Annotated in this window: 20 protein-coding genes; 12 read left to right on the forward strand and 8 right to left on the reverse strand. The window is 73.4% G+C overall.

What is annotated here, in order from left to right:
* Window positions 1–17 precede the first annotated feature (17 nt).
* Window positions 18–638 (forward strand): transglycosylase family protein, encoded by a 621-nt coding sequence (locus tag AC5WAM_RS32355; protein WP_495519694.1) that lies wholly within the window; start codon window positions 18–20, stop codon window positions 636–638.
* Here the strand turns inward: AC5WAM_RS32355 and AC5WAM_RS32360 are convergent.
* Genes AC5WAM_RS32360 through AC5WAM_RS32370 form a run of 3 tightly spaced genes read right to left on the reverse strand, consistent with a single transcriptional unit; the run spans window position 613 to window position 4,503 of the window.
* Window positions 613–1,320 carry an ABC transporter ATP-binding protein gene (locus tag AC5WAM_RS32360; protein WP_495519695.1) on the reverse strand — a complete coding sequence of 236 codons (708 nt, stop codon included), beginning with the start codon at window positions 1,318–1,320 and terminating at the stop codon, window positions 613–615. The two genes, AC5WAM_RS32355 and AC5WAM_RS32360, sit on opposite strands and share 26 nt — an antisense overlap.
* Complete coding sequence (locus tag AC5WAM_RS32365; RefSeq protein WP_495519696.1) at window positions 1,317–3,950, reverse strand: ABC transporter permease subunit; 2,634 nt, start codon at window positions 3,948–3,950, stop codon at window positions 1,317–1,319. The genes AC5WAM_RS32360 and AC5WAM_RS32365 overlap by 4 nt, the downstream gene beginning before the upstream one ends.
* Window positions 3,951–3,954: 4 nt before the next feature.
* Entirely contained in the window at window positions 3,955–4,503 is a 549-nt protein-coding gene (locus tag AC5WAM_RS32370) for a hypothetical protein (RefSeq protein ID WP_495519697.1), read from the reverse strand.
* Window positions 4,504–4,628: 125 nt separating this feature from the next.
* Between AC5WAM_RS32370 and AC5WAM_RS32375 the strand changes: the two genes are divergently transcribed.
* From AC5WAM_RS32375 to AC5WAM_RS32395, 5 genes are all read left to right on the forward strand, one after another.
* Window positions 4,629–5,189, forward strand: coding sequence for an MTB12 C-terminal domain-containing protein (locus tag AC5WAM_RS32375; protein WP_495519698.1), 561 nt, complete (start codon window positions 4,629–4,631; stop codon window positions 5,187–5,189).
* 3 nt (window positions 5,190–5,192) lie between these two features.
* The gene (locus tag AC5WAM_RS32380; protein ID WP_495519699.1) at window positions 5,193–6,503 is read left to right on the forward strand and encodes an ABC transporter substrate-binding protein; all 1,311 of its coding nucleotides are present in this window, start codon (window positions 5,193–5,195) and stop codon (window positions 6,501–6,503) included.
* Window positions 6,504–6,665: 162 nt separating this feature from the next.
* Entirely contained in the window at window positions 6,666–7,931 is a 1,266-nt protein-coding gene (locus tag AC5WAM_RS32385) for a glycosyltransferase family 4 protein (RefSeq protein ID WP_366795664.1), read from the forward strand.
* The gene (locus AC5WAM_RS32390; RefSeq protein ID WP_366795665.1) at window positions 7,928–8,788 is read left to right on the forward strand and encodes a hypothetical protein; all 861 of its coding nucleotides are present in this window, start codon (window positions 7,928–7,930) and stop codon (window positions 8,786–8,788) included. The genes AC5WAM_RS32385 and AC5WAM_RS32390 overlap by 4 nt, the downstream gene beginning before the upstream one ends.
* A gap of 74 nt (window positions 8,789–8,862) precedes the next feature.
* Entirely contained in the window at window positions 8,863–9,918 is a 1,056-nt protein-coding gene (locus AC5WAM_RS32395; RefSeq protein ID WP_366795666.1) for a helix-turn-helix transcriptional regulator, read from the forward strand.
* Here AC5WAM_RS32395 and ctaD read toward each other — a convergent pair.
* On the reverse strand, window positions 9,803–11,494 hold the full coding sequence (gene ctaD, locus AC5WAM_RS32400) for an aa3-type cytochrome oxidase subunit I (protein ID WP_138958863.1): 1,692 nt from the start codon (window positions 11,492–11,494) through the stop codon (window positions 9,803–9,805). The two genes, AC5WAM_RS32395 and ctaD, sit on opposite strands and share 116 nt — an antisense overlap.
* A 539-nt stretch (window positions 11,495–12,033) precedes the next feature.
* Between ctaD and AC5WAM_RS32405 the strand changes: the two genes are divergently transcribed.
* Complete coding sequence (locus AC5WAM_RS32405) at window positions 12,034–12,249, forward strand: I78 family peptidase inhibitor (protein ID WP_495519700.1); 216 nt, start codon at window positions 12,034–12,036, stop codon at window positions 12,247–12,249.
* Window positions 12,250–12,352: 103 nt separating this feature from the next.
* Here AC5WAM_RS32405 and AC5WAM_RS32410 read toward each other — a convergent pair whose 3' ends face one another.
* Both AC5WAM_RS32410 and AC5WAM_RS32415 read right to left on the reverse strand, forming a co-directional pair.
* Window positions 12,353–13,381 carry a phosphatase PAP2 family protein gene (locus AC5WAM_RS32410; protein WP_495519701.1) on the reverse strand — a complete coding sequence of 343 codons (1,029 nt, stop codon included), beginning with the start codon at window positions 13,379–13,381 and terminating at the stop codon, window positions 12,353–12,355.
* A 275-nt stretch (window positions 13,382–13,656) separates the two neighbouring features.
* A complete protein-coding gene (locus tag AC5WAM_RS32415) occupies window positions 13,657–14,802 on the reverse strand; it encodes a glycosyltransferase family 39 protein (RefSeq protein ID WP_495519702.1) in 1,146 nt (381 codons plus the stop codon).
* 318 nt (window positions 14,803–15,120) lie between these two features.
* On the opposite strand from AC5WAM_RS32415, the gene AC5WAM_RS32420 reads away from it, so the two are divergent.
* Entirely contained in the window at window positions 15,121–16,740 is a 1,620-nt protein-coding gene (locus tag AC5WAM_RS32420) for an MFS transporter (protein ID WP_495519703.1), read from the forward strand.
* A gap of 191 nt (window positions 16,741–16,931) precedes the next feature.
* Complete coding sequence (locus AC5WAM_RS32425; protein WP_366795671.1) at window positions 16,932–18,128, forward strand: acyl-CoA dehydrogenase family protein; 1,197 nt, start codon at window positions 16,932–16,934, stop codon at window positions 18,126–18,128.
* Between the two features lie 9 nt (window positions 18,129–18,137).
* On the opposite strand, the gene AC5WAM_RS32430 is transcribed toward AC5WAM_RS32425, so the two are convergent.
* Window positions 18,138–18,581, reverse strand: coding sequence for a cell division protein SepF (locus AC5WAM_RS32430; RefSeq protein ID WP_138958856.1), 444 nt, complete (start codon window positions 18,579–18,581; stop codon window positions 18,138–18,140).
* 386 nt (window positions 18,582–18,967) lie between these two features.
* Between AC5WAM_RS32430 and AC5WAM_RS32435 the strand changes: the two genes are divergently transcribed.
* Window positions 18,968–20,209: a DUF5685 family protein gene (locus AC5WAM_RS32435; RefSeq protein ID WP_495519704.1), complete on the forward strand. Its 1,242-nt coding sequence runs from the start codon at window positions 18,968–18,970 to the stop codon at window positions 20,207–20,209.
* 33 nt (window positions 20,210–20,242) lie between these two features.
* Here AC5WAM_RS32435 and AC5WAM_RS32440 read toward each other — a convergent pair whose 3' ends face one another.
* On the reverse strand, window positions 20,243–21,193 hold the full coding sequence (locus AC5WAM_RS32440) for an ABC transporter substrate-binding protein (RefSeq protein ID WP_495519705.1): 951 nt from the start codon (window positions 21,191–21,193) through the stop codon (window positions 20,243–20,245).
* 647 nt (window positions 21,194–21,840) lie between these two features.
* On the opposite strand from AC5WAM_RS32440, the gene AC5WAM_RS32445 reads away from it, so the two are divergent.
* Together AC5WAM_RS32445 and AC5WAM_RS32450 are read left to right on the forward strand one after the other, a co-directional pair.
* Window positions 21,841–22,704: an amino acid ABC transporter permease gene (locus AC5WAM_RS32445; RefSeq protein WP_495519706.1), complete on the forward strand. Its 864-nt coding sequence runs from the start codon at window positions 21,841–21,843 to the stop codon at window positions 22,702–22,704.
* Window positions 22,701–24,485, forward strand: a complete 1,785-nt coding sequence (locus tag AC5WAM_RS32450; RefSeq protein WP_366795676.1) for an FAD/NAD(P)-binding protein — start codon at window positions 22,701–22,703, stop codon at window positions 24,483–24,485. The genes AC5WAM_RS32445 and AC5WAM_RS32450 overlap by 4 nt, the downstream gene beginning before the upstream one ends.
* Window positions 24,486–24,495 lie beyond the last annotated feature (10 nt).

Genomic DNA, 24,495 nt, shown 5'->3' on the forward strand with positions numbered 1-24,495 from the left:
CTGCGTAACGTGGCCCGATGCACTCGACGCACCCGATGTCGAACAGACGTCCAAGGTTCGTGACGTCGCTCGCCGCCGCGGCCCTGGCGCTCGCGGCACCCCTGACCGCCCCGGCCGCCGCGGTGGCGGCGCCCCCGCCGCCGCGGCCGGGCCCGGCCGTCACCACGTACCTCTACGACTGCTCCCGCACCGAAGGGCCGTGGAACTGCCTCGCCGAGTGCGAGAGCAGCGGCCGGTGGCACATCAACACCGGCAACGACTACTACGGAGGCCTGCAGTTCAAGCAGACCACCTGGGAGGAGCACGGCGGGCTCGCCTACGCCCCGCGCGCGGACCTCGCCACCCGGGAGGAGCAGATCGAGGTCGCCCGCAAGGTGCTCCTCAACCAGGGCTGGCAGGCCTGGCCCGTCTGCTCCAAGAAGGTCAAGGAGGCCAACCTCGACCACCTCGCGCTGCTGCCCGGCGACCGCACGCACGTCGTCAAGCGCGGCGAGACCCTCAGCTCCCTGGCCAGGCGGTACCGGGTCAAGGGCGGCTGGAAGGCCCTCTACCAGGCCAACCGGCACATCGTGGGGCCGCGCCCCGACCGCCTCGCGATCGGCACGGTCCTGCTCATTCCGGAGCGGGCGAAGGCCTGACCCCGCCGTCCGGCAGCCGCCCGAGCTCCGTCAGCTCGCCGCTGAACACCACCTCGCCGCGGCGCAGCTCGTACGCCACCGCCGCCCGGCCCGCGAGCCCGCGCAGCCCGGGCGGCGGCCGCTGCTCGGCGAGGACCACGCACGCCTCCAGATCCCCGAGCAGCGCGTACGTACGGGAGGCGACGGCCGGGGACATGCCCTGGGTCGGCTCGTCGGCGAGGACCACGCGCGCCCGGGAGAGCAGGGCCCGTGACAGCGCGAGCATGCGCTGCTCGCCGCCGGACAGCAGGCCCGCGCGGCGGGCCAGGAGCGGGCGCAGCTCCGGGTAGGCCGTCAGGGCGGGCGTCACGTCGCCCCCGGCGAGGGCCAGGTTCTCGCGGACGGTGAGGCCGCCGAAGACGGCCTGCCGGTCCGGTACGAAGCACAGGCCCCGGCGGGCGCGTTCGTGCGCCGAGAGCCGGGTGACGTCCGCGCCGTCCCAGACGACGGCGCCCCCGGACAGCGGGACGGCCCCGGCGAGCGCCCGCAGCGCGGTGGTGCGGCCCGAGCCGTTGCGGCCGAGCAGGACGGTCAGGCCGGGGGCGGGGGCCGCGAGGGTCACGCCGTGCAGGGCTTCCAGGGGGCCGTAGCGCACGCGCGCGTCCCGCAGTTCGAGGGTGCGGGGGCGCGCGGCCGGGCTCATTGCGCCCCGCCGTCGAGCACCTCGTCCGCCGGGCCCGACGCGACGATCCGGCCCGCCGTCATCACGTGCACGGTGTCGGCCAGGCCCGCGACCAGGTCCAGGTCGTGCTCGACCACGAGGAGCGCGGTGCCGTCGGCGGCGAGGGCGCGCAGGACCCGGGTGAGCGCGGCCACCTCGCCGGTGTCCAGGCCCGCGGCGGGCTCGTCCAGGAGCAGCGCGTACGGGTCGCCCGCGAGCGCGCGGGCCAGCTCGACGCGGCGCAGCGTGCCCGTCGGCAGGCCCGCGGCCGGACGGTCGCGCACGGACGTGAGGTCGAACAGGCGCAGCGCCCGGTCGAGTGCCGCCGGGTTTCGGACCCGGCCCTGTTCGGCGCCCACGCGCACGTTCTCGGCGACGGTCAGCGTCGGGAAGACCGCCAGCTGCTGGAACGTGCGCGCCACGCCCGCGCGGGTGCGGGTGTGCGCGGGTAGCCGGGTGAGGTCCCGCTCCCCGAAGGCCACCCGCCCCCGGTCGGGCCGCACCGTCCCGGCCAGACAGTGGAACAGACTGCTCTTGCCCGCGCCGTTGGGCCCTACGACAGCGGTCACCTGGCCGGGGACGACGCTGAGGGACACCCCGCGCAACACGGCGAAGCCACCGTAGGAAAGAAACAACTCGTCGGCGACGAGAGCGTCACGACTGTTGCTGCTGTGGGCGATCGTCCCGCGGGGCGTGCGGGGCATCCCCTGCTCGAGCGGAGCCGAGAGCGGGGCCGGGGCCGGGGCAAGGGCAGGGCCCGTGGCGGCTGGGACGAGGGCACCGCGCACCCGGGCGCCCAGCGGTGTGAGCCGGGGCCGCCGCCGCAGCCGCCGCGTGGCCGCGCGCAGCGCCTCGTACGGCCCCCCGGGAAAGCGGCCGACCAGTATCGCGAGCACCCCGACCACCGCCGCGGCGACCCCGCCCCGCGCCCCCGCGTCGAGTCCCACCAGCAGCGCCGCCGCCACGAGCGCGCCCAGCAGGCTGTCCGCGCCGAGCACGACCACCGCCGCGAACCAGAGCAGCCCCCGCACCGGGTCGTACGCCCCGGGGTCGAACGCCCGAAGGCCCATCCCGAGCATCCCGCCCCCCAGGGCGGCGAGCGCCGCGCCGGTCACGAACGCCGCGAGCTTCAGCGTGCGCACGGGGACCCCGGCCGCCGCCGCCCCCGCCTCGTGGTCGCGCATCGCCGCGAGCGCCCGTCCCGCGCGGCCCCGGCGCAGCGCCGCGACGCACCCCAGCGCGCCGCCGAGCAGGGCCAGTTCGAACAGGTAGTACGCGCGGTCGCCGCCGAGGCCGGCGGGCCGCTCCAGGGTGAGGCCCGAGGTCGCGTACGGCTGCGCGAACACGAAGCGGCTGACGCCCACGCCGACCGCGAGGGTGGCGAGCGCGAGCGCCAGGCCGTGCCTGCTGATGGCGGGCCAGCCGGTGAGCAGGCCGAGCGGCGCGACGAGCAGCACGGCGACCGCGAGGGCGGGCAGCGCGGGCAGCTCGGGCAGGCCGGGGAAGCGGCCGCCGGTGAGCAGCGCGGTGAACAGCGCGCCCAGGCCCGCGTACGCCGCCTGGCCCAGGGAGATCTGACCGCCCCTGCCGGTGACGACGACGAGGGAGAGCAGGATGACGCCGAGGGCGGGGACCTGCACGGACGTGGTGAGGTCCGAGCCCGCGAAGCCGAGCGGGAGCAGGAAGAGGACCACGGCCACTATCCAGGCGCCGGACGGGGTCGGGACGCGGGCGGTGGCCGTGCGGGGCAGCGCGTCCCCGGCGCCCACCCCGGGCAGGACGAGCGCGGCGATCAGCAGGGCCACGACGAAGAGGTTCGCGCCGACCGCCTGGAGCAGGGGCTCGCCCCACCCGGACGGGTGCAGGCGCGTGAGCTGGCTCTGCGCGACGCCGATGCCGAGCGCCACCACGACCGCCACCGGCAGGTTCCGCATCCGGGCCGCCACGGCGACGGCCATCACCTCCATGACGAGCAGGGGCAGGCCGTACGGGTCGAGGCGGACGTAGGGGGCGAGGAGCACGCCGGTCAGGCCCGCGGTGAAGGAGCCGAAGGCCCAGCCCGCCGCGGCCACCCGGTCCGCGTCGATCCCGGCGAGCACCGCGAGGCGGCGGTCGTCGACCACCGCGCGCAGCTCCCCGCCGAAGCGGGTGAAGCGGGTGAGGGCCCACACGGCGAGCGCCAGCGCCACGGCGACCGCGAGCTGGCCCCAGGGGTCGGCCGAGACGAGCGTCGGCGCGTCCGCCCGCGCGCCCTGCCCCCAGATCAGCGCCGCCGCGCCGACGAGCAGGACGAAGACGCCGATCGAGGCCACCAGGGTCTGCGCCGGGTCGCCGCCCTGGACGGCGAGCGGGCGGAAGACGGCGCGTTCGAGGACGAGGCCGATGGCGGGGGCCGCCACCAGGAGCGTCACCGCCGCGGCGAGCGACAGCGGCCAGCCCCACTCGACGGTGAGCTGGCGCAGCAGATAGGCGCAGACCATCGCGATCGCGCCGTGCGCGAGGTTGAGCACGCCGGTCGCGCGGTGGGTGACGACGAGGCCTATGCCGGTGAGGGCCGCCGCGCTGCCGACGGAGAGCCCGGCCAGGGTCAGGTCGTAGCTCAGCGAGGCCACCGGCTCAGTCCTCCGGGGACTCTTGCGGCCGGGGCCCCGGCGGTGCGCAGATCGGGCACGGGGTCAGGCCGCCCGCCGCCGGGGCCGCGGCGTCGACGGCGACGGCCTCCGGCCTGCCCGCGACCAGCGGGCAGTCCGCGCGGTGCCACAGCGTGCCGTCGGGCACCGCGCGCAGTGCCTCGCTCGTCGCCACCGGGGCCTTCGCCCGTTCGGCCCCCGCGTCCGCCGGGGCCTGGTCCTCGACGGCCACGAGCAGGCCGTACAGCTCCTCGACCCGGGCCGCGGCGAGCGCGCCCCGGCCGTGCGCGAGGAGCACCGCGCCCGCGACGATCAGGGCCGCGCCCGGCACCGTGCAGGACGCGAGGTAGGGCAACTGCCGCTCGGCGAAGCGCTCTCCGGAGATCCCGTACCAGCCGATGACGCACAGGACCGCGCCGGTCGCGAGCGCGGCGAAGGCCGCCCACAGCATCGGGTGGACCGCCCGCAGCCGGGCCGCGCGCGATGCGGCCCGTGCCGCCGCGGGAGTGGTCCCGTCCGTCGTTGCCGCCCGCATCGAGGCCCCCCGGGTGCCTGGTGGGTCTGTTCATGGAAGCCAATGGATTGCACTATGCCTTCTGGAAGCCGACCCTGAAAGCACCGGGCGCTCTTCGTCCGGTCCGATACCCGGTGGTGAGCCAGATGGTGCTCTGGACAGGACCCAGGCGGGGGAGCGATCCACGACGGGGGCGGGTGCGGAGCCCGGTCCTCGCGGCCGCCGCGGTCCTGCTGTTCGTCCCGGCCGTCGCGGCCTGCGGCGACGACAGCGGTGACGAGGGCGGGAGCCCGCCGCCGCAGCCGTCCGTGGAGACGAGCGGCAAGGCCGGTGACGCCGCCGGGCCCGCGGACCCGGCGGCCGCCGAGAAGGAGGTCCGGGCGAACTGGCAGAGGTTCTTCGACCCGGCGGTGTCCCTGAAGGACAAGGAGGCCGTCCTGGAGAACGGCGCCGAGATGCGTCAGGTCCTGCAGAGCTTCAGCGGGGACGAGCGCGGCAAGCAGGTCCGGGCCCGGGTCGCGAAGGTCGAGTTCACATCGGCGAAGGACGCGGACGTGACGTACGCGCTGACCCTGAAGGGCGCGACCGCGCTGCCGAGCGCGAGCGGCACCGCCGTCGACCAGGACGGCACCTGGAAGGTGTCCGTCAAGACGCTGTGCGCGCTGGTGCAGCTGAGCGGCAACAAGTCGCCCGGTCCGGGCTGCTGAGACTTGGGCCGCCGACGGGCCCTCGTGGCCGCGCTCGCCGTGGCGGTGCTCCTGGGGAGCGCGGCCTGCGGCAGCCGGCTGCCGGAGAGCGACTTCGAGCGGCGCGCGCCGTCGGGTGGCGTGGTGCCGCCCCGCGGCGGCCCGCCCCTGCGGGTCGGTGTCATCACCAGCGCCACCAGCCCCGTCGGCGGCTCCGCCTTCACCGGGCCGCGCGACGGCGCCAAGGCCTACTTCGAGCGGCTCAACGACCGCGGCGGGATCGCCGGACGCGAGGTCGAGGTGCGCACCTGTGACGACGGCGGCAGCGGCGTCGGCAACAACGAGTGCGTGCACAAGCTGCTCGACGAGCAGAAGGTGGTCGCCCTGGTGGCCACCACCGTCCTGGACTACGCGGGCGCGCCCCGGGTCTCCGAGGCGGGCGTGCCCGACATCGGCGGGCAGCCGATCGGCCCGGCGTACGACACCTATCCGCACCTGTACGGGATCTACGGCAGCCTGGCGCCGCGCGCGGGCAAGCCGGGCTGGGGCGGCGAGCTGTACGGCGGCACCGAGGTCTACCGCTACTTCAAGCGCGAGCAGGGCGCCCGCACGGCCGCGGTGGTCTCCTACAACCAGGCCGCGTCGGCGGCGTACGCGCGCCTGGTGAAGCGGGGCCTGGAGGCCGAGGGCTACGAGGTCGTCACCGAGCAGGTCGACTTCGCGCTGCCGAACTTCCGCGCCGCCGCGGCCGACCTCAAGGACCGGGGCGCCGATCTGGTCTTCGACGCGATGGACACGCACGGCAACGCGCGCCTGTGCGAGGCCATGGACGACGTGGGCGCGAAGGTCACCGCGAAGGTCACGAACGTACAGAACTGGTCAGCCTCCGTCGCCGACGACTACAAGGACGCGCCGCGCTGCCGCAACGCCTTGTGGGCCACCGGTTCCAGCCGCAACTACGAGGACACCGGCCACCCGGCCGTGCGGGAGTTCCGCGCCGGCATGAAGAGGGCGGGCAAGGGGGCGGACTCGCTCTCCCAGTGGCAGCTGGAGGGCTGGGCCGCCGGCCTGTGGTTCACGGCCGCCGCCCGCTCCTGCGCGGCCTCGGACGGGGATGTCACCCGCGCCTGCCTGGACCGCTTCATGAGCCGGGGCAAGCCGTACGACGCCGACGGCCTGCTACTGCCGGTGACGTACGAGCGGCGGGCCGAACCGCCGAGGACGCGCCGGACGTGTGTGTCCGTGGCCCGCTGGAAGGACGATGAGGGCTGGGTCACACAGGGGGACATGAACGCCAACTGCTTCGAGGTACCGCAGCTCTCCTACCAGCCATGACCGGTGTACCACTCATGGAGTTCCCTGTTCCGCATTGCGATCGCGCATCCGTTCAAGAACAAGGCGGGATCTCGACCCAACCCTTGGCCTGAGATTCCCGTCTAACCCCTCGGTAGGCGGACGAGACGGCTGTCCACGGGCAAACGCGGAATACGGGTACGCATGCATATCTCTTTCCTGATTCACAACGCGTACGGGATCGGAGGGACGATCCGGACCACGTACAACCTGGCGAACACCCTCGCGGAGCAGCACGACGTGGAGATCGTCTCGGTGCTGCGCCACCGCGACGAGCCGGTCTTCGCGCCGGATCCGCGGATCCGGCTCAGCCATCTCGTGGACATCAGGAAGGACAGCCCCGGATACGAGGGCGACAGCGCGGCCCACACCACCCCGGCCCGCGTCTTCCCGAGCGCCGAGGGCCGCTACGCGCAGTACAGCGCCCTCACCGACGAGCGCATCGAGGCGCACCTGAAGTCCCTGCGGTCCGACGTCGTCATCGGCACCAGGCCCGGCCTGAACGTGCACGTCGCCCGGCAGACCCGGCGCGGCGTGCTGCGCGTCGGCCAGGAGCACCTCACGCTCGACAGCCACTCCGACGAACTGCGCCTCCAGCTGCGCAGCGTCTACCCCCGCCTCGACGTCCTCACCACCACGACCGAGGCCGACGCACGGGACTACCGCAAGCGGATGCGGCTGCCCGGCGTACACGTCCAGGCCGTGCCGAACCCGGTGCCCGCACCCGGCATCGAGCCCGCCGACGGCTCCCACAAGTGGGTCGTCGCCGCCGGGCGGCTCGCCCCCGTCAAGCGGTACGACCTGCTGATCCGCGCCTTCGACAAGGTGCGCAGGGAGCGCCCCGACTGGCGCCTGCGGATCTACGGCGGCGGCCGCCAGAAGGAGAAGCTGCGCCGGCTGATCGACGACCTCGGCCTGTACAACCACGTCTTTCTCATGGGCCCCGCCCACCCCATCGAGCCCGAGTGGGCCAAGGGCTCCATCGCGGCCGTCAGCTCCAGCCTGGAGTCCTTCGGCATGACCATCGTCGAGGCCATGCGCTGCGGCCTCCCGGTGGTCTCCACCGACTGCCCGCACGGCCCCGGCGAGATCATCGAGAACGGCGTCGACGGCCGTCTCGTCGAGGTCGGCAACGCCGACGCCATGGCCGGCGGCCTGCTCGAACTCATCAACGACGACGCGCTGCGCCACCGGATGGCGGACGCCGCGCTGGAGGACTCCGAACGCTTCGACCCGGCCCGCATCGCCGAGCGCTACGAGGTGATGTTCCACGGCATGCTCCAGCGCGGCGGCTCGCTGGGCGGCCGGGTGCGCGGCACGATGCACCGCGCCAGGGGAGCGCTGCTCGGCGGCGCGTACGCCGTTCGGGACGCCGGAAGAACCGCACCGACGAAGGGGCGCTTGGCATGACGGCCGTGTCCACCCAGGACACCATCGGATCCAGTGACGACGCGCGCGGGGCCGGGCAGGTGCCCCCGCCCCGGGCGGACTGCATCGCCGACTCCGCGGGCGGTCTGACCTTCGACGTCACCGACCCGGGCGAGGCGGGCACCGCGCATCTGCTGCTGCGCCTCAGGGACTCCGACCCCGTCGACGAGGTGCGGCTGCCCCTCACCCCCGCGGGCGACGGGCGGCTGCGCGCCGCGCTGCCCAGCAGCGTCGAGCTCGCCGAGGGCCGCTGGAACGCGTACGCCCTGGTGGACGGCGGGGAGCCGCGCCGGCTCATGCCCGGGGTCAACGACCTGCGCTCGCTCGTCGACCGCGCGCCCAGCGGCAGCCGCGGCCACGTCTCGGTGCGCATCCCGTACGCCACCAAGCAGGGCAACCTCTCGGTGCGCGCCTGGGTGCGGGCGCCGCACGCGGAGGCCGGTGAGCTGCGCATCACCGACACCGGGCTCACGGCGCACGGCCGCGTGTACGGCACGGAGCTCGCCGCGCGGGCACGGGTCGAGGCGGTGTTCCGCAAGGAGCCCGAGCGGGTCGTGCGCGCCGAGGTCACGGCACAGGGGCCGGAGTTCGACGTCACGCTGCGGTACGAGGACCTCGCCGCCGGGCGCGGGCCCTGGGACCTGTGGCTGCTGCCCGGGGGCGACGAAGGGCCGCGGGTGCGCCTGGCCCGGCTGCTCGACGACGTGGCGGACAAGAAGCCGATCTTCACCTACCCGGTGACGGTCCTCGAAGGCCCGGACGGGCCGGTCGAGGCCGGTCCGTACTACACCAACGACAACGACCTGGCGGTGCGCGTGCGGGCGGCCGTCGGCGACTGAGGGCACGCGCGCCGGGAGGAGGGCTCCGCCATCGCGGACCGTAGCTGTCCGCGAGAGGCGGCAGAATCGGCCGCATGTTGGAGACCTCCGCACGACTGCTCCGCCTGCTCTCGCTGTTGCAGGCCCACCGGGAATGGTCGGGCGCGGACCTCGCCGAGCGCCTCGGCGTGACCGCGCGCACGATCCGCAGGGACGTGGACCGGCTGCGCGAGCTCGGCTACCCCGTCAACGCGAGCCCCGGCACCGGCGGCGGCTACCAGCTGGGCGCGGGCGCCCAGCTGCCCCCGCTGCTGCTCGACGACGACGAGGCGGTCGCCGTCGCCGTGGGCCTGCGCACCGCCGCGGGACAGGGCATCGAGGGCATCGGCGAGAGCTCGGTGCGGGCCCTCGGCAAGCTCGAACAGGTCCTGCCCGGCAGGCTGCGGAGCCGGGTCGGCGCCCTGAACGCCTTCACGGTGCCGATGCTGCACGCGCCCCGGCAGCAGGCCGTCGACGCCTCCGTCCTCACCGACCTCGCCGCCGTCTGCCGGGACTCCGAACGCCTGCGCTTCGACTACCTCGACCACGGCGGCGGTTCGAGCCGCCGCACCGTCGAGCCGCACCGCCTGGTGTGCACCGAGCGCCGCTGGTACCTCGTCGCCTGGGACCTGGACCGGCAGGACTGGCGCACGTTCCGCGCGGACCGGATCACGCCCCGGCCGCCGCACGGCCCGCGCTGCGCGCCCCGCACCCCGCCCGCCGACGACCTCGCCGCCTACGTCTCCCGGGGCGTGTCGACCCGCGCCTACGCCGAGCAGTCCACGATCCGCCTCCTGGTGTCCCTGGAGGAGGCCGCGCAGCGGGTGAAGCCGCTGGACGGCACCCTGGAGGCGGAGACCGAGCACACCTGTCTGCTGCGCACGGGGGCGGCCAGCCTGGAGTTCCTGGTCTTCCACGTGATGTTCCTGGGCTTCGAGTTCGAGGTGGTCGAGCCCGTGGAGGTGCTCGACCGGATCCGCTCCCTCAGGGACGTGCTCAGCCGGGCCCTGGACCGGGGTGGCGCACCTGGTCGTCCGGCGCCCGGAACGCCGCGTACTCCGGATGGTGCAGATCGAACGCCGGGGACTCGGAGCGGATCCGGGGGAGCGTGACGAAGTTGTGCCGGGGCGGCGGACAGGACGTCGCCCACTCCAGGGAGCGGCCGAAGCCCCAGGGGTCGTCGACGTCCACCTTCTCGCCGTACTTGGCCGTCTTCCAGAGGTTGTAGAGGAACGGCAGCGTGGAGATGCCGAGCAGGAAGGCGCCGATGGTCGAGAGGGTGTTGAGCACCGTGAAGCCGTCCGCGTCCAGATAGTCGGCGTACCGCCGGGGCATGCCCTCCGCGCCCAGCCAGTGCTGGACCAGGAACGTGGTGTGGAAGCCCACGAACAGCGCCCAGAAGTGGATCTTGCCGAGGCGCTCGTCGAGCATCTTGCCGGTGAACTTCGGCCACCAGAAGTAGAAGCCGCCGAAGGTCGCGAAGACGACCGTGCCGAACACCACGTAGTGGAAGTGCGCCACGACGAAGTACGAGTCGGTGACGTGGAAGTCGATCGGCGGGGAGGCGAGCAGGACCCCCGTGAGCCCGCCGAACAGGAACGACACCAGGAAGCCGACCGCCCACAGCATCGGCGTCTCGAAGGACAGCGAGCCCTTGAGCATCGTGCCGGTCCAGTTGAAGAACTTCACCCCGGTGGGCACCGCGATCAGGAACGACACGAACGAGAAGAACGGCAGCAGCACCGCGCCCGTCGCGAACATGTGGTGCGCCCACACGACCACCGACAGACCGGTGATCGCCATCGTCGCGCCGACCAGCGGCAGATAGCCGAAGATCGGCTTCCGGCTGAACACCGGGATGATCTCCGTGATGATGCCGAAGAACGGCAGCGCGATGATGTAGACCTCCGGATGCCCGAAGAACCAGAAGAGGTGCTGCCACAGCAGCGCACCGCCGAACTGGGCGTCGAAGACCACGGAGTGGAAGCGCCGGTCCGCCTCCAGGACGAGCAGGGCGGCCGCGAGCACCGGGAACGCGATCAGCACCAGGACCGAGGTGAACAGCACGTTCCAGGTGAAGACGGGCAGCCGGAACATCGTCATCCCCGGCGCGCGCATCCCGATGATGGTGGTCAGGAAGTTCACCGAGCCGAGGATCGTGCCGAACCCGGAGAGCGCGAGCCCCATGATCCACAGGTCGGCCCCGATGCCGGGCGACCGCTCCAGGCTGTTGAGCGGCGCGTACGCGAACCAGCCGAAGGCCGCCGGGCCGCTCGGCACGAGCAGCGAGCCGAGCACCATCAGACCGCCGAAGAGGAACAGCCAGTACGAGAGCATGTTGAGCCGCGGGAACGCCACGTCGGGCGAACCGATCTGCAGCGGCATGATCTCGTTGGCGAAGCCCGCGAACGTCGGCGTCGCGAACAGCAGCAGCATGATCGTGCCGTGCATCGTGAAGAGCTGGTTGAACTCCTCGTTGGTCAGCATCTGGAGCCCGGGGCGGGCGAGCTCGGCCCGCATCAGGAGCGCCATCACGCCGGCGATCAGGAAGAAGACGAACGACGTGATCAGATAGAGGTGGCCGATCTTCTTGTGGTCGGTGGTGGTCAGCCAGTCGACGAGGATCGCGCCCCGCGTCCGCCGCCGCGCCGGGCGCTCCGCCGCCGCCCCCACCGTCTGCGTCCCCATGCTTGTTGCCCCTTCGCTGTCGCGTCCTGGGCTGCCCGAAGCACAGGCCATGATGCTCGTGTGCCCCCGACTGCGACAGAGGGCGTACGGCACTGCGGCGCCGGGGCGCGCTCCGGCTCGCGGGAGCGCGGAGGGCGGGCAGTGCGCGGGGAAGGGGCGGTGAGCGGGCGCGGGAGGCGCGGGGAGAGGGAGAGGAATCATGAATTCCCGGCACTCCGTCACCGTCCGCGCGGCGCCCGGGAATCCGGAATGCGAAGGATCTGCAGAGGGTTTCGGAAAGTATTCGCGCGAGGTTTCAAACGCTCCCCGGGCAGGGCCGGACGGGATTTTCCGACGGAGTCTCAAGAGGGGCGCAAGAGCTTCGGAGTTCGGCCGGAATTCCGCCGTACCGAGGGCGGAACCGCTCGTACGTGTGACGGAGTTAGGGCGAAACACGCGTCGTGATCCTGTGACAAAAGCGTGACCGGAGGGGGATCCGTGACGCATGGTGCCGCGCCCCAGCCTTCCCCCGCGGGAATCGGCCGCCTAACGTGGCCGGTATGGCACCCATCCCGACCCCGCCCGCCGAGCCCCAGGACACCCCGGACTCCTATGTCGGCCTCGACGCCGCCGAAGCGGAGAGCCGGGCGCGCGCCCGTGGGTGGTCCACCGTCAGGTCGCTGCCGCCGGGCACGTTCATCACCCTGGAGTACCTCGTGGGGCGGCTGAACTTCGAGGTCGAGGGCGGTCGGGTGAAGCGCTGCTGGAAGGGCTGAGCCCGGCGTCCCGTACGAAGGCCCCGGCTCCTTGCCCGGAGCCGGGGCCTTCGCGGTGCGGGAGTCAGTCGTGCGTACCGGTCCCGCGGTCCTCGGGGGCGCGTCAGGCGCCGGTGACGGGCCGGGCCGACGCGCCGCGCACCCGGTCCGCGTGCGGCGGGCGGCGGGGGCCCGCGGGGGTCACCGGGGTGCGCTCGCAGCGGGCCGTGTGCGGGCCGGGGGCGAGATAGGCCGGTGTGCGGCTCCGGCCCGCGGCGACGGGCTCGCGCACCGGCGGCTGCTCGCCGGAGCCCTTGCCGGAGGCCGGGGCCGGGGCCGCGCCGGCCCCGGACCGCTGCGGCACGAGCGCGGGGGCGGGCGCGACGGCGACCGGGGGCCGGGCCCGGAAGCGGTGCCAGAGGCCGAGCGCGAACGGCTCGACCCGGGCGACGAGCGGCTCGAACCAGGGCAGCGCGAGCAGGATGAGCAGGCCCGCGGCCCAGCCGAGGAAGACGTCGCTCAGCCAGTGCGTACCCAGGTAGACGGTGGTGAGGCCGACGCTCAGGGAGACGACGGCGGACAGCGCCGACAGATAGCGGCGGGTCACCGGGGTCGAGGCCAGATAGGCGAGGATTCCCCAGGTCACGACGGCGTTGGCGGTGTGGCCCGAAGGGAATATATCGCCGCCCTGCCCCATCTCGTTCGAGCCGATCACGGTGGCGTAGTGCGGGCCGAGGCGGCCCATGCCGATCTTGGCGGCGCCCACCGTGGCGTTGAGCAGCAGCAGGGCCGTGCCGAACATCAGGAGCGGGCGGAGCGTGTGCTGCCGCCAGGAGCGCCAGCCCAGCCAGGCCGCGACCATCACGGCGGTGGGGCCGCGCTGGCCGAGCACGACCCAGTAGTCGAGGAAGCCGTGGATCTCGGGCCACTGCTGGTAGGGCCGGAAGAACATGACCTGCCAGTCGAACCGCACGAGCCAGGAGGTGGCCAGGACGGCGACCACGATGGCGAGGTAGAACGCCAGGGTCGCGCTGAAGAGCACGACTCTGTGCCGGCTCATCCTCGGCACATCGAGGTGAACCGGCCGTTCCGGCTCACGGTCAAGACGGGCGAAGAGCCGGTCCAGACGGGTCAGGTTTCGTTCGGTACGCACCCAATCGACGTTACAGCGAGTGAGCGCCGTTCCCGGTCGAATCGGTGGGGTTGTGATGACGATGTGATGTGGCATTGCTCTCAGGTCCCGGCGTATTCCCGCCGGAATGCCTTTTCAATCGGGGCCGTTATACCCAATTCGTTGATCGTCGCTCCCCGGGTTTTAGGGCGCTTATGAATTCGTTCACCGGGATCTGGTGCGGAATTCTCCGGGTGCTCACCGGGCGGCCCGGAGGGCGCAGCCGACGGACGCCCGGATAAATGATCTTGGCGTGATCAGGGTGGCCCCGAGCCGTTCAGCCAGAACGCCCCGTACACCGCGCCGGCCACGGCGACACCACTGATGACCAGCACCGATCTCGACGTCCGCAGCCGCGCGAGCACCACCGCGAGGGGCAGGAGCAGTGGGAAGGCGGGCATCAGCAGGCGTGGTTTGGAGCCGAAGTAGCCCGCGGCGCACAGGGCGAGCACCAGGACGACCCCGGTGTAGACGAGCAGCGGCAGCGGCTGGCGCTGCCGCACCCCGGCGACGTACAGCCGGATCAGCAGCGCGACGCCGACGATCAGGCCGAGCCCGGCGAGCGCGCCCGGCACGGAGGTGAACTTCGCGCCGATGAACCGCGCGAAGGCGTAGCCGCCGTCGAAGCCGTTGCCCCAGCCCTCCTGCACGTCGAGGTAGCCGAGGAGGCCGCCGCCCGTGCGGTGTCCGACCCACAGGACGTAGGCGGCCGCCCCGAGCGGGGCGAGCAGTGCGCCGAGCGCGACGCGCGCGTCGATCCGCCCCCGGCGGCGCACCTCCACGACCGCCGCCGCCCACAGCGCGAGGACCACGGCCCCGCCCACCGGCCGGGTCAGGCCCGCGAGGGAGGCGAGGAGCCCCGCCGTCACCCAGCGTCCCGCGAGCACCGCGTACAGCGACCAGGCGGCGAGCGCCGTGAACAGCGACTCGCTGTACGCCATGGACTGCACGATGCCGACGGGCAGCACCGCCCACAGCGCCACCGCGCACACGCCCGCACGGCGTCCGTACAGACGGTCCGCGACGGCGAAGATGCCGCCCGCCGCGCACAGCGAGGCGACCGCGCTCACCAGCAGGCCCGCGTCCGCGTGACCCAGCGGACCGGCCGCCGCCACCAGCCGCTCCAGCCACGGGAGCAGCGGGAAGAACGCGAGGTTGGAGTGCACGCTGCCGTCCGGCAGGGTCACCTCCCAGCCGTAGCCGTGCTCGGCCACGCGCACGTACCAGAGGGAGTCCCAGCGGGCGGAGAGCAGCGTGTGCGGGCTCTTGCCGGTCCCCGCGGACCACACGGCCAGGACCGCGAGTCCCAGGGCGCGCACCCCCGCGTACGCGAGCAGCGCGGTCGCTGCCGCGCGGCGCCTTTCGGTGGCCTTCCCCGCGGGGGGCTTTTCAAGATCGGTCACCCGGGCGATTATCCCCGTCCCCCTCTTGTCCTTCCCCGTCGCCTCCTGGGTGTCCCATGCGCATGGGGCTGCGCCCCTTTCCCCCTTGTTGGCGCTTCGCGCCTCGTCCTCAAGCGCCGGACGGGCTTTTCGCTGTGGCGTATGCCACAGGCTCTCGGGGCAACCGTGAGAGGTCCGCCACGCGCGGCGTGCGCGGACTCGCGTACGCTGACGGCCACTCGCTGTTCACAGCCGCCACAGCCGGACGACCTGATCCCGTTGGGTCCCACGGGATCCCGCTGGGCCGCATTTCGCGAGGTATCACTGGGAGGTACGCACATGTCCGGGACGACCACGGCCGCCGCTCCGTCCGGCCGTCGGCCCCCCGGCGCGGGCGCCAACCGCTGGGTCGTGCTCGTCGTCCTCTGCGTCAGCCTGCTGCTCGTCGCCGTCGACGCCACCGTCCTGCACGTCGCCGTGCCCGCCGTCACCGAGGACCTCACGCCCGGCGCGATCGAGCTGCTGTGGATCGTGGACATCTATCCGCTGGTCTGCGCCTCGCTGCTCATCCTGTTCGGCACGCTCGGCGACCGCGTCGGACGCAGACGCGTGCTGCTGCTCGGCTACGGCCTGTTCGGCGTGGCCTCGGCGGTCGCGGCCCTCGCGGACACCGCGCAGGTGCTCATCATCGCCCGCGCGCTGCTCGGCGTCGGCGGCGCCATGATCATGCCCGCGACCCTCTCGATCCTGCGCCAGGTCTTCCCCGACCGGCGCGAGCGGGCGCTGGCCATCGGCATCTGGAGCGCGGTGGCCGCCGTGGGCGCGGCCGTCGGGCCCCTGCTCGGCGGCTTCCTGCTGGAACACTTCTGGTGGGGCTCGGTCTTCCTCATCAACATCCCGCTGATGCTCGTCAGCCTGCCCGTCGGCCGCTGGCTGCTGCCGGAGTCCACCGGCGAGCGCGACGGACCGTGGGACGTCGTCGGCGCGCTGATGGCGGCGGGCGGGCTCTTCTGCCTCGTCCTCGGCGTCAAGCGGCTCGGCGGCGGCGAGTCGCCGCTCGGCACGACGACGCTGCTCGCCCTGGCCGTCGGCGGCGGGCTGCTCGTCGCCTTCGTCCGCAGACAGCGGCGGCGCACGCACCCGCTCGTCGACCTGGCGATGTTCACGCGGCCCGCGTTCAGCACGTCCGTCGGGTGCATCGTGCTCGCGATGCTCGCCCTCGTCGGCCTGGAGCTGATCGCCGCCCAGTACCTGCAACTGGTGCTCGGCCTGTCCCCCCTGGAGACCGGCCTCAGACTCCTCCCGCTCACCATCGCCGCCATGGCCGCGGGCCTCGCGGGCTCCCGGCTGCTCCAGCGCTTCGGACCGCGCCGCATGGTCGCCTGCGGCTTCGGCCTCACCGCGCTCGCCGTGGTCGCGCTCACCGGCATGGGCGGCGACGACAACGCCCCGCTGCTGCTCACCGGCTTCGTGCTGCTCGGCTTCGGCCTGGAGACCACGCTCTTCGGGGCGTACGAGTCCATGCTCAGCGAGGCCCCGCAGACCCAGGCCGGCGGTGCCGCAGCCATCGGCGAGACCTCCTACCAGCTGGGCGCGGGCATCGGCATCGCCCTGCTCGGCAGCGTCATGAACGCGGCGTACGCGCCCGGGCTCTCCTCCGTGCGGGGCGTCCCGGCGGCCGACAGCGCGGCGGCCGGGCACTCCCTCGGCGAGGCCTACGAGGTCGCCGACCGGCTCGGCGGGGGACAGGGCGAGGCCCTGCGGTCCGCCGCGCGGAACTCCTTCGTCCACGGCCTGCACGTGACCCTCCTGGTCAGCGCGGGACTGCTGCTGCTCGGCGCGCTCGCGGCCCTGCGGCTGCCGCGCCGCATGGACTGCGGCGCCCCTGCCGGGCAGGGCGAACCGGGGATGCCCGTGCCCCGGGACGGCGCGGGCCTTCCCGCGGAGTCCCTCCGCTGACCTCGGGCCCTCGGTGGGGGCAATCGTTCGTACGGGGGCTCCCCTCCTCAAAGGCCGGAGGGACTGTCAACCGCCCCCGGCCCGGTGAGCCCCGCCGGGTTGCTCTGGACGTGCGGGAAGCCTCGTCGTAGCGTCAGCCGGGCCGTGACTGACTACCAGCGCTAGTTAAGAACGCCCCGCCGGAGGCCCGCATGTCGTCCGCAAGCAGCCGCACCCGCCCGCCCTTCGACCCCGCCGATCCGCTCGGCGTCGACGACCTCCTCGCGCCGGAGGACCTCGCCGTCCGCGACACCGTCCGGTCCTGGGCGGCCGACCGCGTGCTCCCGCACATCGCCGAGTGGTACGAGACCGGCGAGCTGCCCCAGGTGCGGGAGCTCGCCCGCGAGCTCGGCTCGATCGGGGCGCTCGGCATGTCGCTCACGGGCTACGGCTGCGCGGGCGCGAGCGCCGTGCAGTACGGGCTCGCCTGTCTGGAGCTGGAGGCGGCCGACTCCGGCATCCGCTCGCTCGTCTCGGTGCAGGGCTCGCTCGCCATGTACGCGATCTGGAGGTTCGGCTCCGAGGAGCAGAAGCAGCGGTGGCTGCCGGGCATGGCCGCGGGCGAGACCATCGGCTGCTTCGGGCTCACCGAGCCCGACCACGGCTCCGACCCGGGCTCCATGCGCACGTACGCGAAGAAGGACGGCACCGACTGGGTGCTCACCGGGCGCAAGATGTGGATCACCAACGGCTCGGTCGCGGGCGTGGCCGTGGTGTGGGCGCAGACGGACGACGGGATCCGCGGCTTCGCGGTGCCCACCGACGCCCCGGGCTTCTTTGCCCCCGAGATCAAGCACAAGTGGTCGCTGCGCGCCAGCGTCACCAGTGAGCTGGTCCTGGACGAGGTGCGGCTGCCCGCCGACGCGGTGCTGCCCGGCGCCAGTGGGCTCAAGGGCCCGCTGAGCTGTCTCACGCACGCGCGCTACGGCATCACCTGGGGCGCGATGGGCGCGGCCCGCGCCAGCTTCGAGGCCGCGGTCGAGTACGCCAGGACCCGGGAGCAGTTCGGCAGGCCCATCGGCGGCTTCCAGCTCACCCAGGCCAAGCTCGCCGACATGGCGGTCGAACTGCACAAGGGGATCCTGCTCGCGCACCACCTCGGGCGGCGCATGGACGCCGGGACCCTGAGGCCCGAGCAGGTCAGCTTCGGCAAGCTCAACAACGTACGGGAGGCGATCGAGATCTGCCGCACCGCGCGCACGATCCTCGGCGCCAACGGGATCTCCCTCGAATACCCCGTGATGCGGCACGCGACGAACCTCGAGTCGGTGCTCACCTACGAGGGCACCGTCGAGATGCACCAGCTGGTGCTGGGCAAGGCGCTCACCGGAATCGACGCCTTCCGGTGAGGCCCCGCCTCAGCTCTGGTTGAAGAAGCCGTCGGCGCGGCGGCCGGGGCCCTCGCCGTTGACGATCTCCGTGTGGGCCGGGGTCAGCAGGAAGACGCGGTGCGCCACCCGGTCGATGGACCCGCGCAGACCGAAGATGAGCCCGGCGGCGAAGTCCACCACGCGCTTGGCGTCGGCGGGCTCCATCGCCGTGAGGTTCACGATGACCGGAACCCCGTCACGGAAGAGCTCGCCGATGCCCCGGGCGTCGCGGAAGCTGTCCGGCGTGACGGTGCCGATCCTGGCGCCCTTCTCCTCGGCCGCGTCCGACGCCACCTTCACGCGCGGGTCCGTGACCCAGGCGTCGGACTCGGGGCCATCGGCCCCGTCGTCTTCGTAGCCGTCGTAGTAACGCTCGTCGTTGTTGTCGTCGACGAGGCCAAGCCAGGCACTCGCCTTGCGCACCGATCCCATGGACGCCTCCTCTCGCTGCGGTCTGCTCGTGTTCCGCACCCCTATCGTCGTCCATGATGCGGATGGTGCGCCAAGGGGATAGACGCCGCACGGGGGTTTCGTGACGGTACTGGTGCACAGTCAACGGGCCGACACGCGTGGTTCTTCAAGGGGATTGCCCTGCCCGGCTGCTGACTGTGAGTGAAATATGATTTCTCTCGGCGTCCGGGTGACGAGCGGTGCGTCCGGGTGAACGGGCCGGTCGCTACGATGCCCGCGGGGGGTCCGTGGCGCGGCGCCGAGCCGACGTTGACGGACGTCAGTAGTCGTTCGACCACGCACGGGACCGCCGGTGGGCCACGCATGTGACGCGTCGGCGCACGGGGGAGCACACGGGGGTAATCGTCTTGTTCGGAATAGTCAGGCCCTGTGCCCATCGCCTCGGTGACGGGCTCAAGACCCAGTGGATGGCGCATCTGTGCGGGCTCTGCCTCGCGCTGCGCGGTGACCACGGACAGTTCGCACGCGTCGTGACCAACTACGACGGGCTCATCATCTCGGTCCTGACGGAGGCTCAGGCCGAGCGCACCACCGGCTGGCGGCGCACGGCGGGCCCCTGCCCGCTGCGCGGCATGCGCACCGCGTCGGTCGCCCGCGGCGAGGGCGCGCGGCTCGCCGCCGCCGTGTCGCTGGTCCTCGCCTCCGCGAAGGTGCGCGACCACGTCGTCGACGGTGACGGCCTCCTGGCCCGCAGGCCGGTGGCCGCCGCGGCGCGCCGGGTCGCCGGGCGCTGGGACCGGGCGGGCGCGCGCACCGGCGCCGATGTGGGCTTCGACACGGCCGTCCTCGTCGACGCCGTGGAGCGGCAGGAGGGCATCGAGGCCCTGGCGGGCCCCGGCACGTCCCTGCTCACCGTCACCGAGCCCACCGAGACGGCCACTGCGGCCGCCTTCGCGCACACCGCCGTCCTCGCGGGCCGCCCCGGCAACGCGGAGCCGCTCGCCGAGGCGGGGCGGCTCTTCGGCCGGCTCGCGCATCTGCTCGACGCCGTGGAGGACCGGCAGGCCGACGCCGCCGCGGGCGCCTGGAACCCGATCACGGCCACCGGCGCCACCGCCGCCGAGGCGCGCCGCCTCGCCGACGACGCGCTGCACGGCATCCGGCTGGCCCTCGCCGAGGTGGAGTTCACCGACGCCGAGCTCGCGCACTTCCTGCTCGTGCACGAGCTGGGCCGGTCGGTGGACCGGGCGTTCGGGACGGCGTCCTGCGGTCACACCGTGACGGCGTACGACGGTTCCGGCTCCTACGGCGGCGGGAGCGGGCAGGGGCCCTACGGCGGCTCCGGCGCGTACGGCGGCGGGCCGTACGGCGGCGGGTCGCCCTACGGCGACGCGGCCGGGGGCGGACACGGCGGCGCGGCCGGCGGGGGCGGACACGGCGGCGGGGGCTTCGGCCCCTGGTCGGGGGAGCCGAAGAAGCCGCGCGGGTTCTGGGCGGGCTGCCTCGTCGCGATCGGCCTGTGCTGCACGTGCCAGCTGTGCTGCGCCCGCGAGTACGAGGGGCCGTGGTCCCGGAAGAAGCGCAAGGGCGCCTGCCGGGACTGCGACTGCCCGTGCGAGTGCTGCGAGTGCTGCGCGTGCGACTGCTAGCCGCGCCCCCGGCCCCGCCGGGGTGACGCCGGGTCAGTCCTTGATCTCCGGCGGTGAGATCCGGGACGCGTCGATCGCCGACGCCCGCGTGCCCCACTTCTTGAGGATGCGGTCGTACGTCCCGTCCGCGATGAGCTGATTGACCGCCGCCTGGAACGCGGGCGCCAGCTTCGTGCCCTTCTTGAAAGCGAAGCCCACGTCCAGGCGGTGGAACTCGCCGAGGAACTTCAGGCCCGGCTGCTGCTTCACCGCGTACCGCAGGCCGTTGATCGTCGACATCACCACGTCGCTGCGGCCCTGTTGCAGGGAGCCCCAGATCGCGCCCTGCTCGGTGTACGTCTTGACGCTGTACGGCTTCTTGCCCGCGTCGGCGCACACGTGCTTGTTGTCCTCCAGGGTCACCTCGAACGTGGTGCCCGCGCCGGTGGCCACGTTCAGACCGCACAGCTGACGGAAGTCCGTGACCTTCTTGAGGGCGCTGTCGTCGCGGACGGCGAAGCCCTGGCCGTCGTTGATGTAGGTGACGAAGTCGATCGTCCTGCGCCGCTCCTCCGTCACGCCGAAGTTGCCGGTGCCCAGGTCGTACTTGCCGCTGCCGAGGGCCGGCAGGATCGCCTCGAAGCTCGCGGTCTCCCGCTTCAGGCGCAGGCCGAGGGTCTTGGCGACGGCGTCGGCGAAGTCGATGTCCTGGCCGACGACGGTCCTGCCGTCCTCCAGATAGGCGGAGCCCGGTGGGGTGCCGCCGACGCTGCTGCCGATTCTCAGGGTGCCGCGCTCGCGCACGTCGGCGGGCAGGAGCGCCGCGGCCTTCTCGTTCTTCCGCACCGACGACACCACGTCCGTCGTCGGGAGCTTGCCGCTCCTGCCCCCGGGCGCCGCGCCCGCCGAGGCTTCGGAGGAGCCGCCGGAGCCGCACGCGGTCAGCGCGAGCGCGGCGGTCGTGATCAGGGCGAAGGCGGACAGGGACGTGCGGGACGTGCGCATGGCGTGACGTTCTCCGGTGTCGGGGCGCGAAGGCGGGCGGAAGGAGGGGCGAGCGAGGGGAGGGGTGTGGCCGCGTCCACGGACGCGTGTGAAGACGGGGGCAACCGCGCGCGGACGCACGGGAGTTACGGCAGGGCGGGCGTACGGGACCGCGTCCGTACGGGGGTACGGGCGCGCGGCGCACGGACGTGCGGGGACGCGGGAAGGAGAAGTGCGGGAGTACCGGAGAAGGTGAGACGACCGGTCCGAGGAGTGGGACGCGGTGGGCGAAGGGCCCGAAGACGCGGCGGGGCGGTCGGCTCAGAGGAGCATCGAGTCGGCTCGGAGGAGCATCAACAAGACGCCGACCACACGCGACCGAAGTCGATGTGGGAGCGCGTGACCAGCCACTGCTGCGGATGCATGAGCACAAGTGGAACAGGCATCCGGAAAGGCGTCAACTGCGTTGAGACGTACGGCTCATATTCTGGACAGATGCGTGAGACGGCGCGACGGACGGCCTTGACAGCGGGCGCGACGTGCCACGTAGTCTCAGGAGGCGGACGCGTGCTGAGGGGCTCGCTCCGTGCGGGCCCCTCGGCCCACCGTGGCCCGCGTGTCGCACGCGGCGCATGTGAAGGCATCACTCGCACCATCGGAGCCTTCGCATGTCATCCGACGCCCTCACCAAGGTGGCCGTCCACCGGCCCGACCCTCCCGGACAGCATCCGGCCGAACCCCGCATCGTGCCCCGGCGCCACCTCGGCCAGTGGGCGGCCGCAGCCGTCGTCGTCGCGGCGCTCGCGCTCGCCCTGAACTCCGTCGTGCGCAACGACGCCTTCCAGTGGAGGGTCGTCGGCGACTACTTCACCACCGCGGCCGTGCTGCGCGGACTGTGGCTCACGCTGTGGCTGACCGCCGCCGTGATGGTCCTCGGCTTCGCGCTCGGCACCCTGCTCGCCCTCGGCCGGCTCTCCGGCAACCCCGTTCTGCGGGCGGTCAGCTGGGGCTACGTCTGGTTCTTCCGGTCGATGCCGATCCTGGTGCAGCTCCTCTTCTGGTTCAACATCGGCGCGCTGTACCCGACGCTGCTCGGCATCAAGACCGTCGACCTGCTCGGACCCGTCACCATCGCCGTCATCGGACTCACCCTGCACGAGGCCGCGTACGCCGCCGAGGTCGTGCGCGGCGGCATCCTCTCCGTCGACCGGGGACAGACCGAGGCCGCGCAGTCGCTCGGGCTCGGCCGCGCGCGCCGCTTCCGGAGAATCGTTCTTCCGCAGGCCATGCGCTCCATCGTGCCCCCGGCGGGCAACATGCTGATCGGCACGCTCAAGGGCACCTCGATCGTCAGCGTCATCGCCGTACAGGACCTGCTGTACTCCGTGCAGCTCGTGTACCACCGCACCTACCAGGTCATCCCGCTCCTGCTCGTCGCCACGCTCTGGTACGTCGTCGTCACCTCCGTGCTCAGCGTCGGGCAGTACTACGTGGAGCGGCACTACGCGCGCGGCTCGGAGCTCGCCCGATGAGCACCGCCACGGCCTCGTCGGCGGTGGCGGGGACGCCCACCCTCGTGATCGTCGGCGCGGGCCCGCGCGCCACCGGCCTCATCGAGCGCATCGCCGCCAACGCGCCGTCCCTGTACGCCGGGGCACGCCTGGAGATCCACCTCGTCGACCCGTACCCACCGGGGCCGGGGCGCATCTGGCGGGAGCGGCAGTCGCCGCTCCTGTGGATGAACTCGCACGCACAGGACGTCACCCTCTTCACCGACGACACCGTGGACCTCGCGGGACCCGTCCGGCCGGGCCCCGCGCTGCACGAGTGGGCGGGCATCGACGGACAGACCTTCGCCGGGCGCCGCACCCAGGGCGCCTATCTGCGCTGGGTGTACGAGAACTCCGTGGCCGCGCTGCCGCCGGGCATCACCGTGCACCACCACGCCCGGCGCGCCCTGCGTCTGACCGGGCCCCGCGCGGGCCGCCAGCGGGTGTGGCTCGAAGGCCGCCCGCGCCCGCTGCTCGGCGACCTCGTGATCCTCGCCCAGGGCCACCTCGACGCCGAACCCGACGCCGAGCAGCTCCGCCTGGCGCGGCACGCCCGGGAGCACGGGCTCGTGCACCTGCCGCCCGACTTCACCGCCGACAGCGACCTCGACGCCCTCGAAGCGGGCCAGGACGTGCTGGTCCGCGGCTTCGGGCTGGCCTTCGTCGACCTCATGGTGCTCCTCACCGAGGGGCGCGGCGGGCGCTACGACGGCGACACCTATGTGCCCTCGGGCCGCGAGCCGGTCCTGTACGTCGGCTCGCGGCGCGGCGTGCCGTACCACTCCAAGCTCGGCTACACCTGGGACGACGGCGAACGGCCGCCGCTGCCCCGCTACCTGGGGCCCGCGCAGATCGACGAGCTGCTCGCCAGGCCCGGCGGCTTCGACTTCGGGCGCGACGTGTGGCCGCTGGTCGACAAGGAGCTGGGCTTCGCCCACTACCACCGCCTGTTCGGCGCGCACCCCGAGCGCACGGCCACCGCCTGGCACGACTTCGACGAGAAGTACGCCGCCTGCCCGCCCGGCAGCCCCGAGCTGCACGCGCTCGTCTCCGCCGCCGTGCCCGACCCCGCCGACCGGCTCGACCTCACCGCCCTCGACCATCCGCTGGACGGCGTCCGCCACTCCTCGTACGCGGGGCTCCAGGAGGGCCTGCGCGCCTACATCACCGCCGACCTCACCCGCCGTCACGACCCCGCGCACAGCCCCGACCTGGCCGTCTTCCTCGGTCTGCTCTCCGTCTACGGGCAGCTCACCCGGCTCGGCGACATCGGGCCCTGGTGGCACGGCTACTTCAGCTACCTCGCGTCGGGGCCGCCCGGGCCGCGCCTGCGCCAGCTGCTCGCCCTGTCCCGCGCGGGGATCGTGCGGTTCCTCGGCGCGGACCTGCGCATCGAGCCGCGCGAGGGGGTGTTCCGGGCGACGAGCGCCACCGTGCCCGGACAGCACGTGGACGCCCGCGCCCTGGTCGAGGCGCGCCTTCCGCAGCCCACGCTCGCCCGCACCCGCGACCCGCTGCTGCGCGCCCTGCACGCCGAGGGGGTGGCCGAGACGCCCGACGGGCTCCTCGCCGTCGACCCCGCCGACGGCCGTGTCCGGGACCGCGCGGGCAGCCCGCACCCGCGCCGCTTCGCCCTCGGCCCGCACACCGACGCGCGCGGCGCGGGCGCCTTCACGCGGCCGCGCACCAACAGCCCTTCCTTCCGGCAGAACGACGCCACCGCGCGCGCCGTCCTCACCTTCCTGCACGAGGCCGGGCGGTGACCGCCGCCCG

It is taken from the genome of Streptomyces sp. JLYT201, from assembly GCF_059448825.1.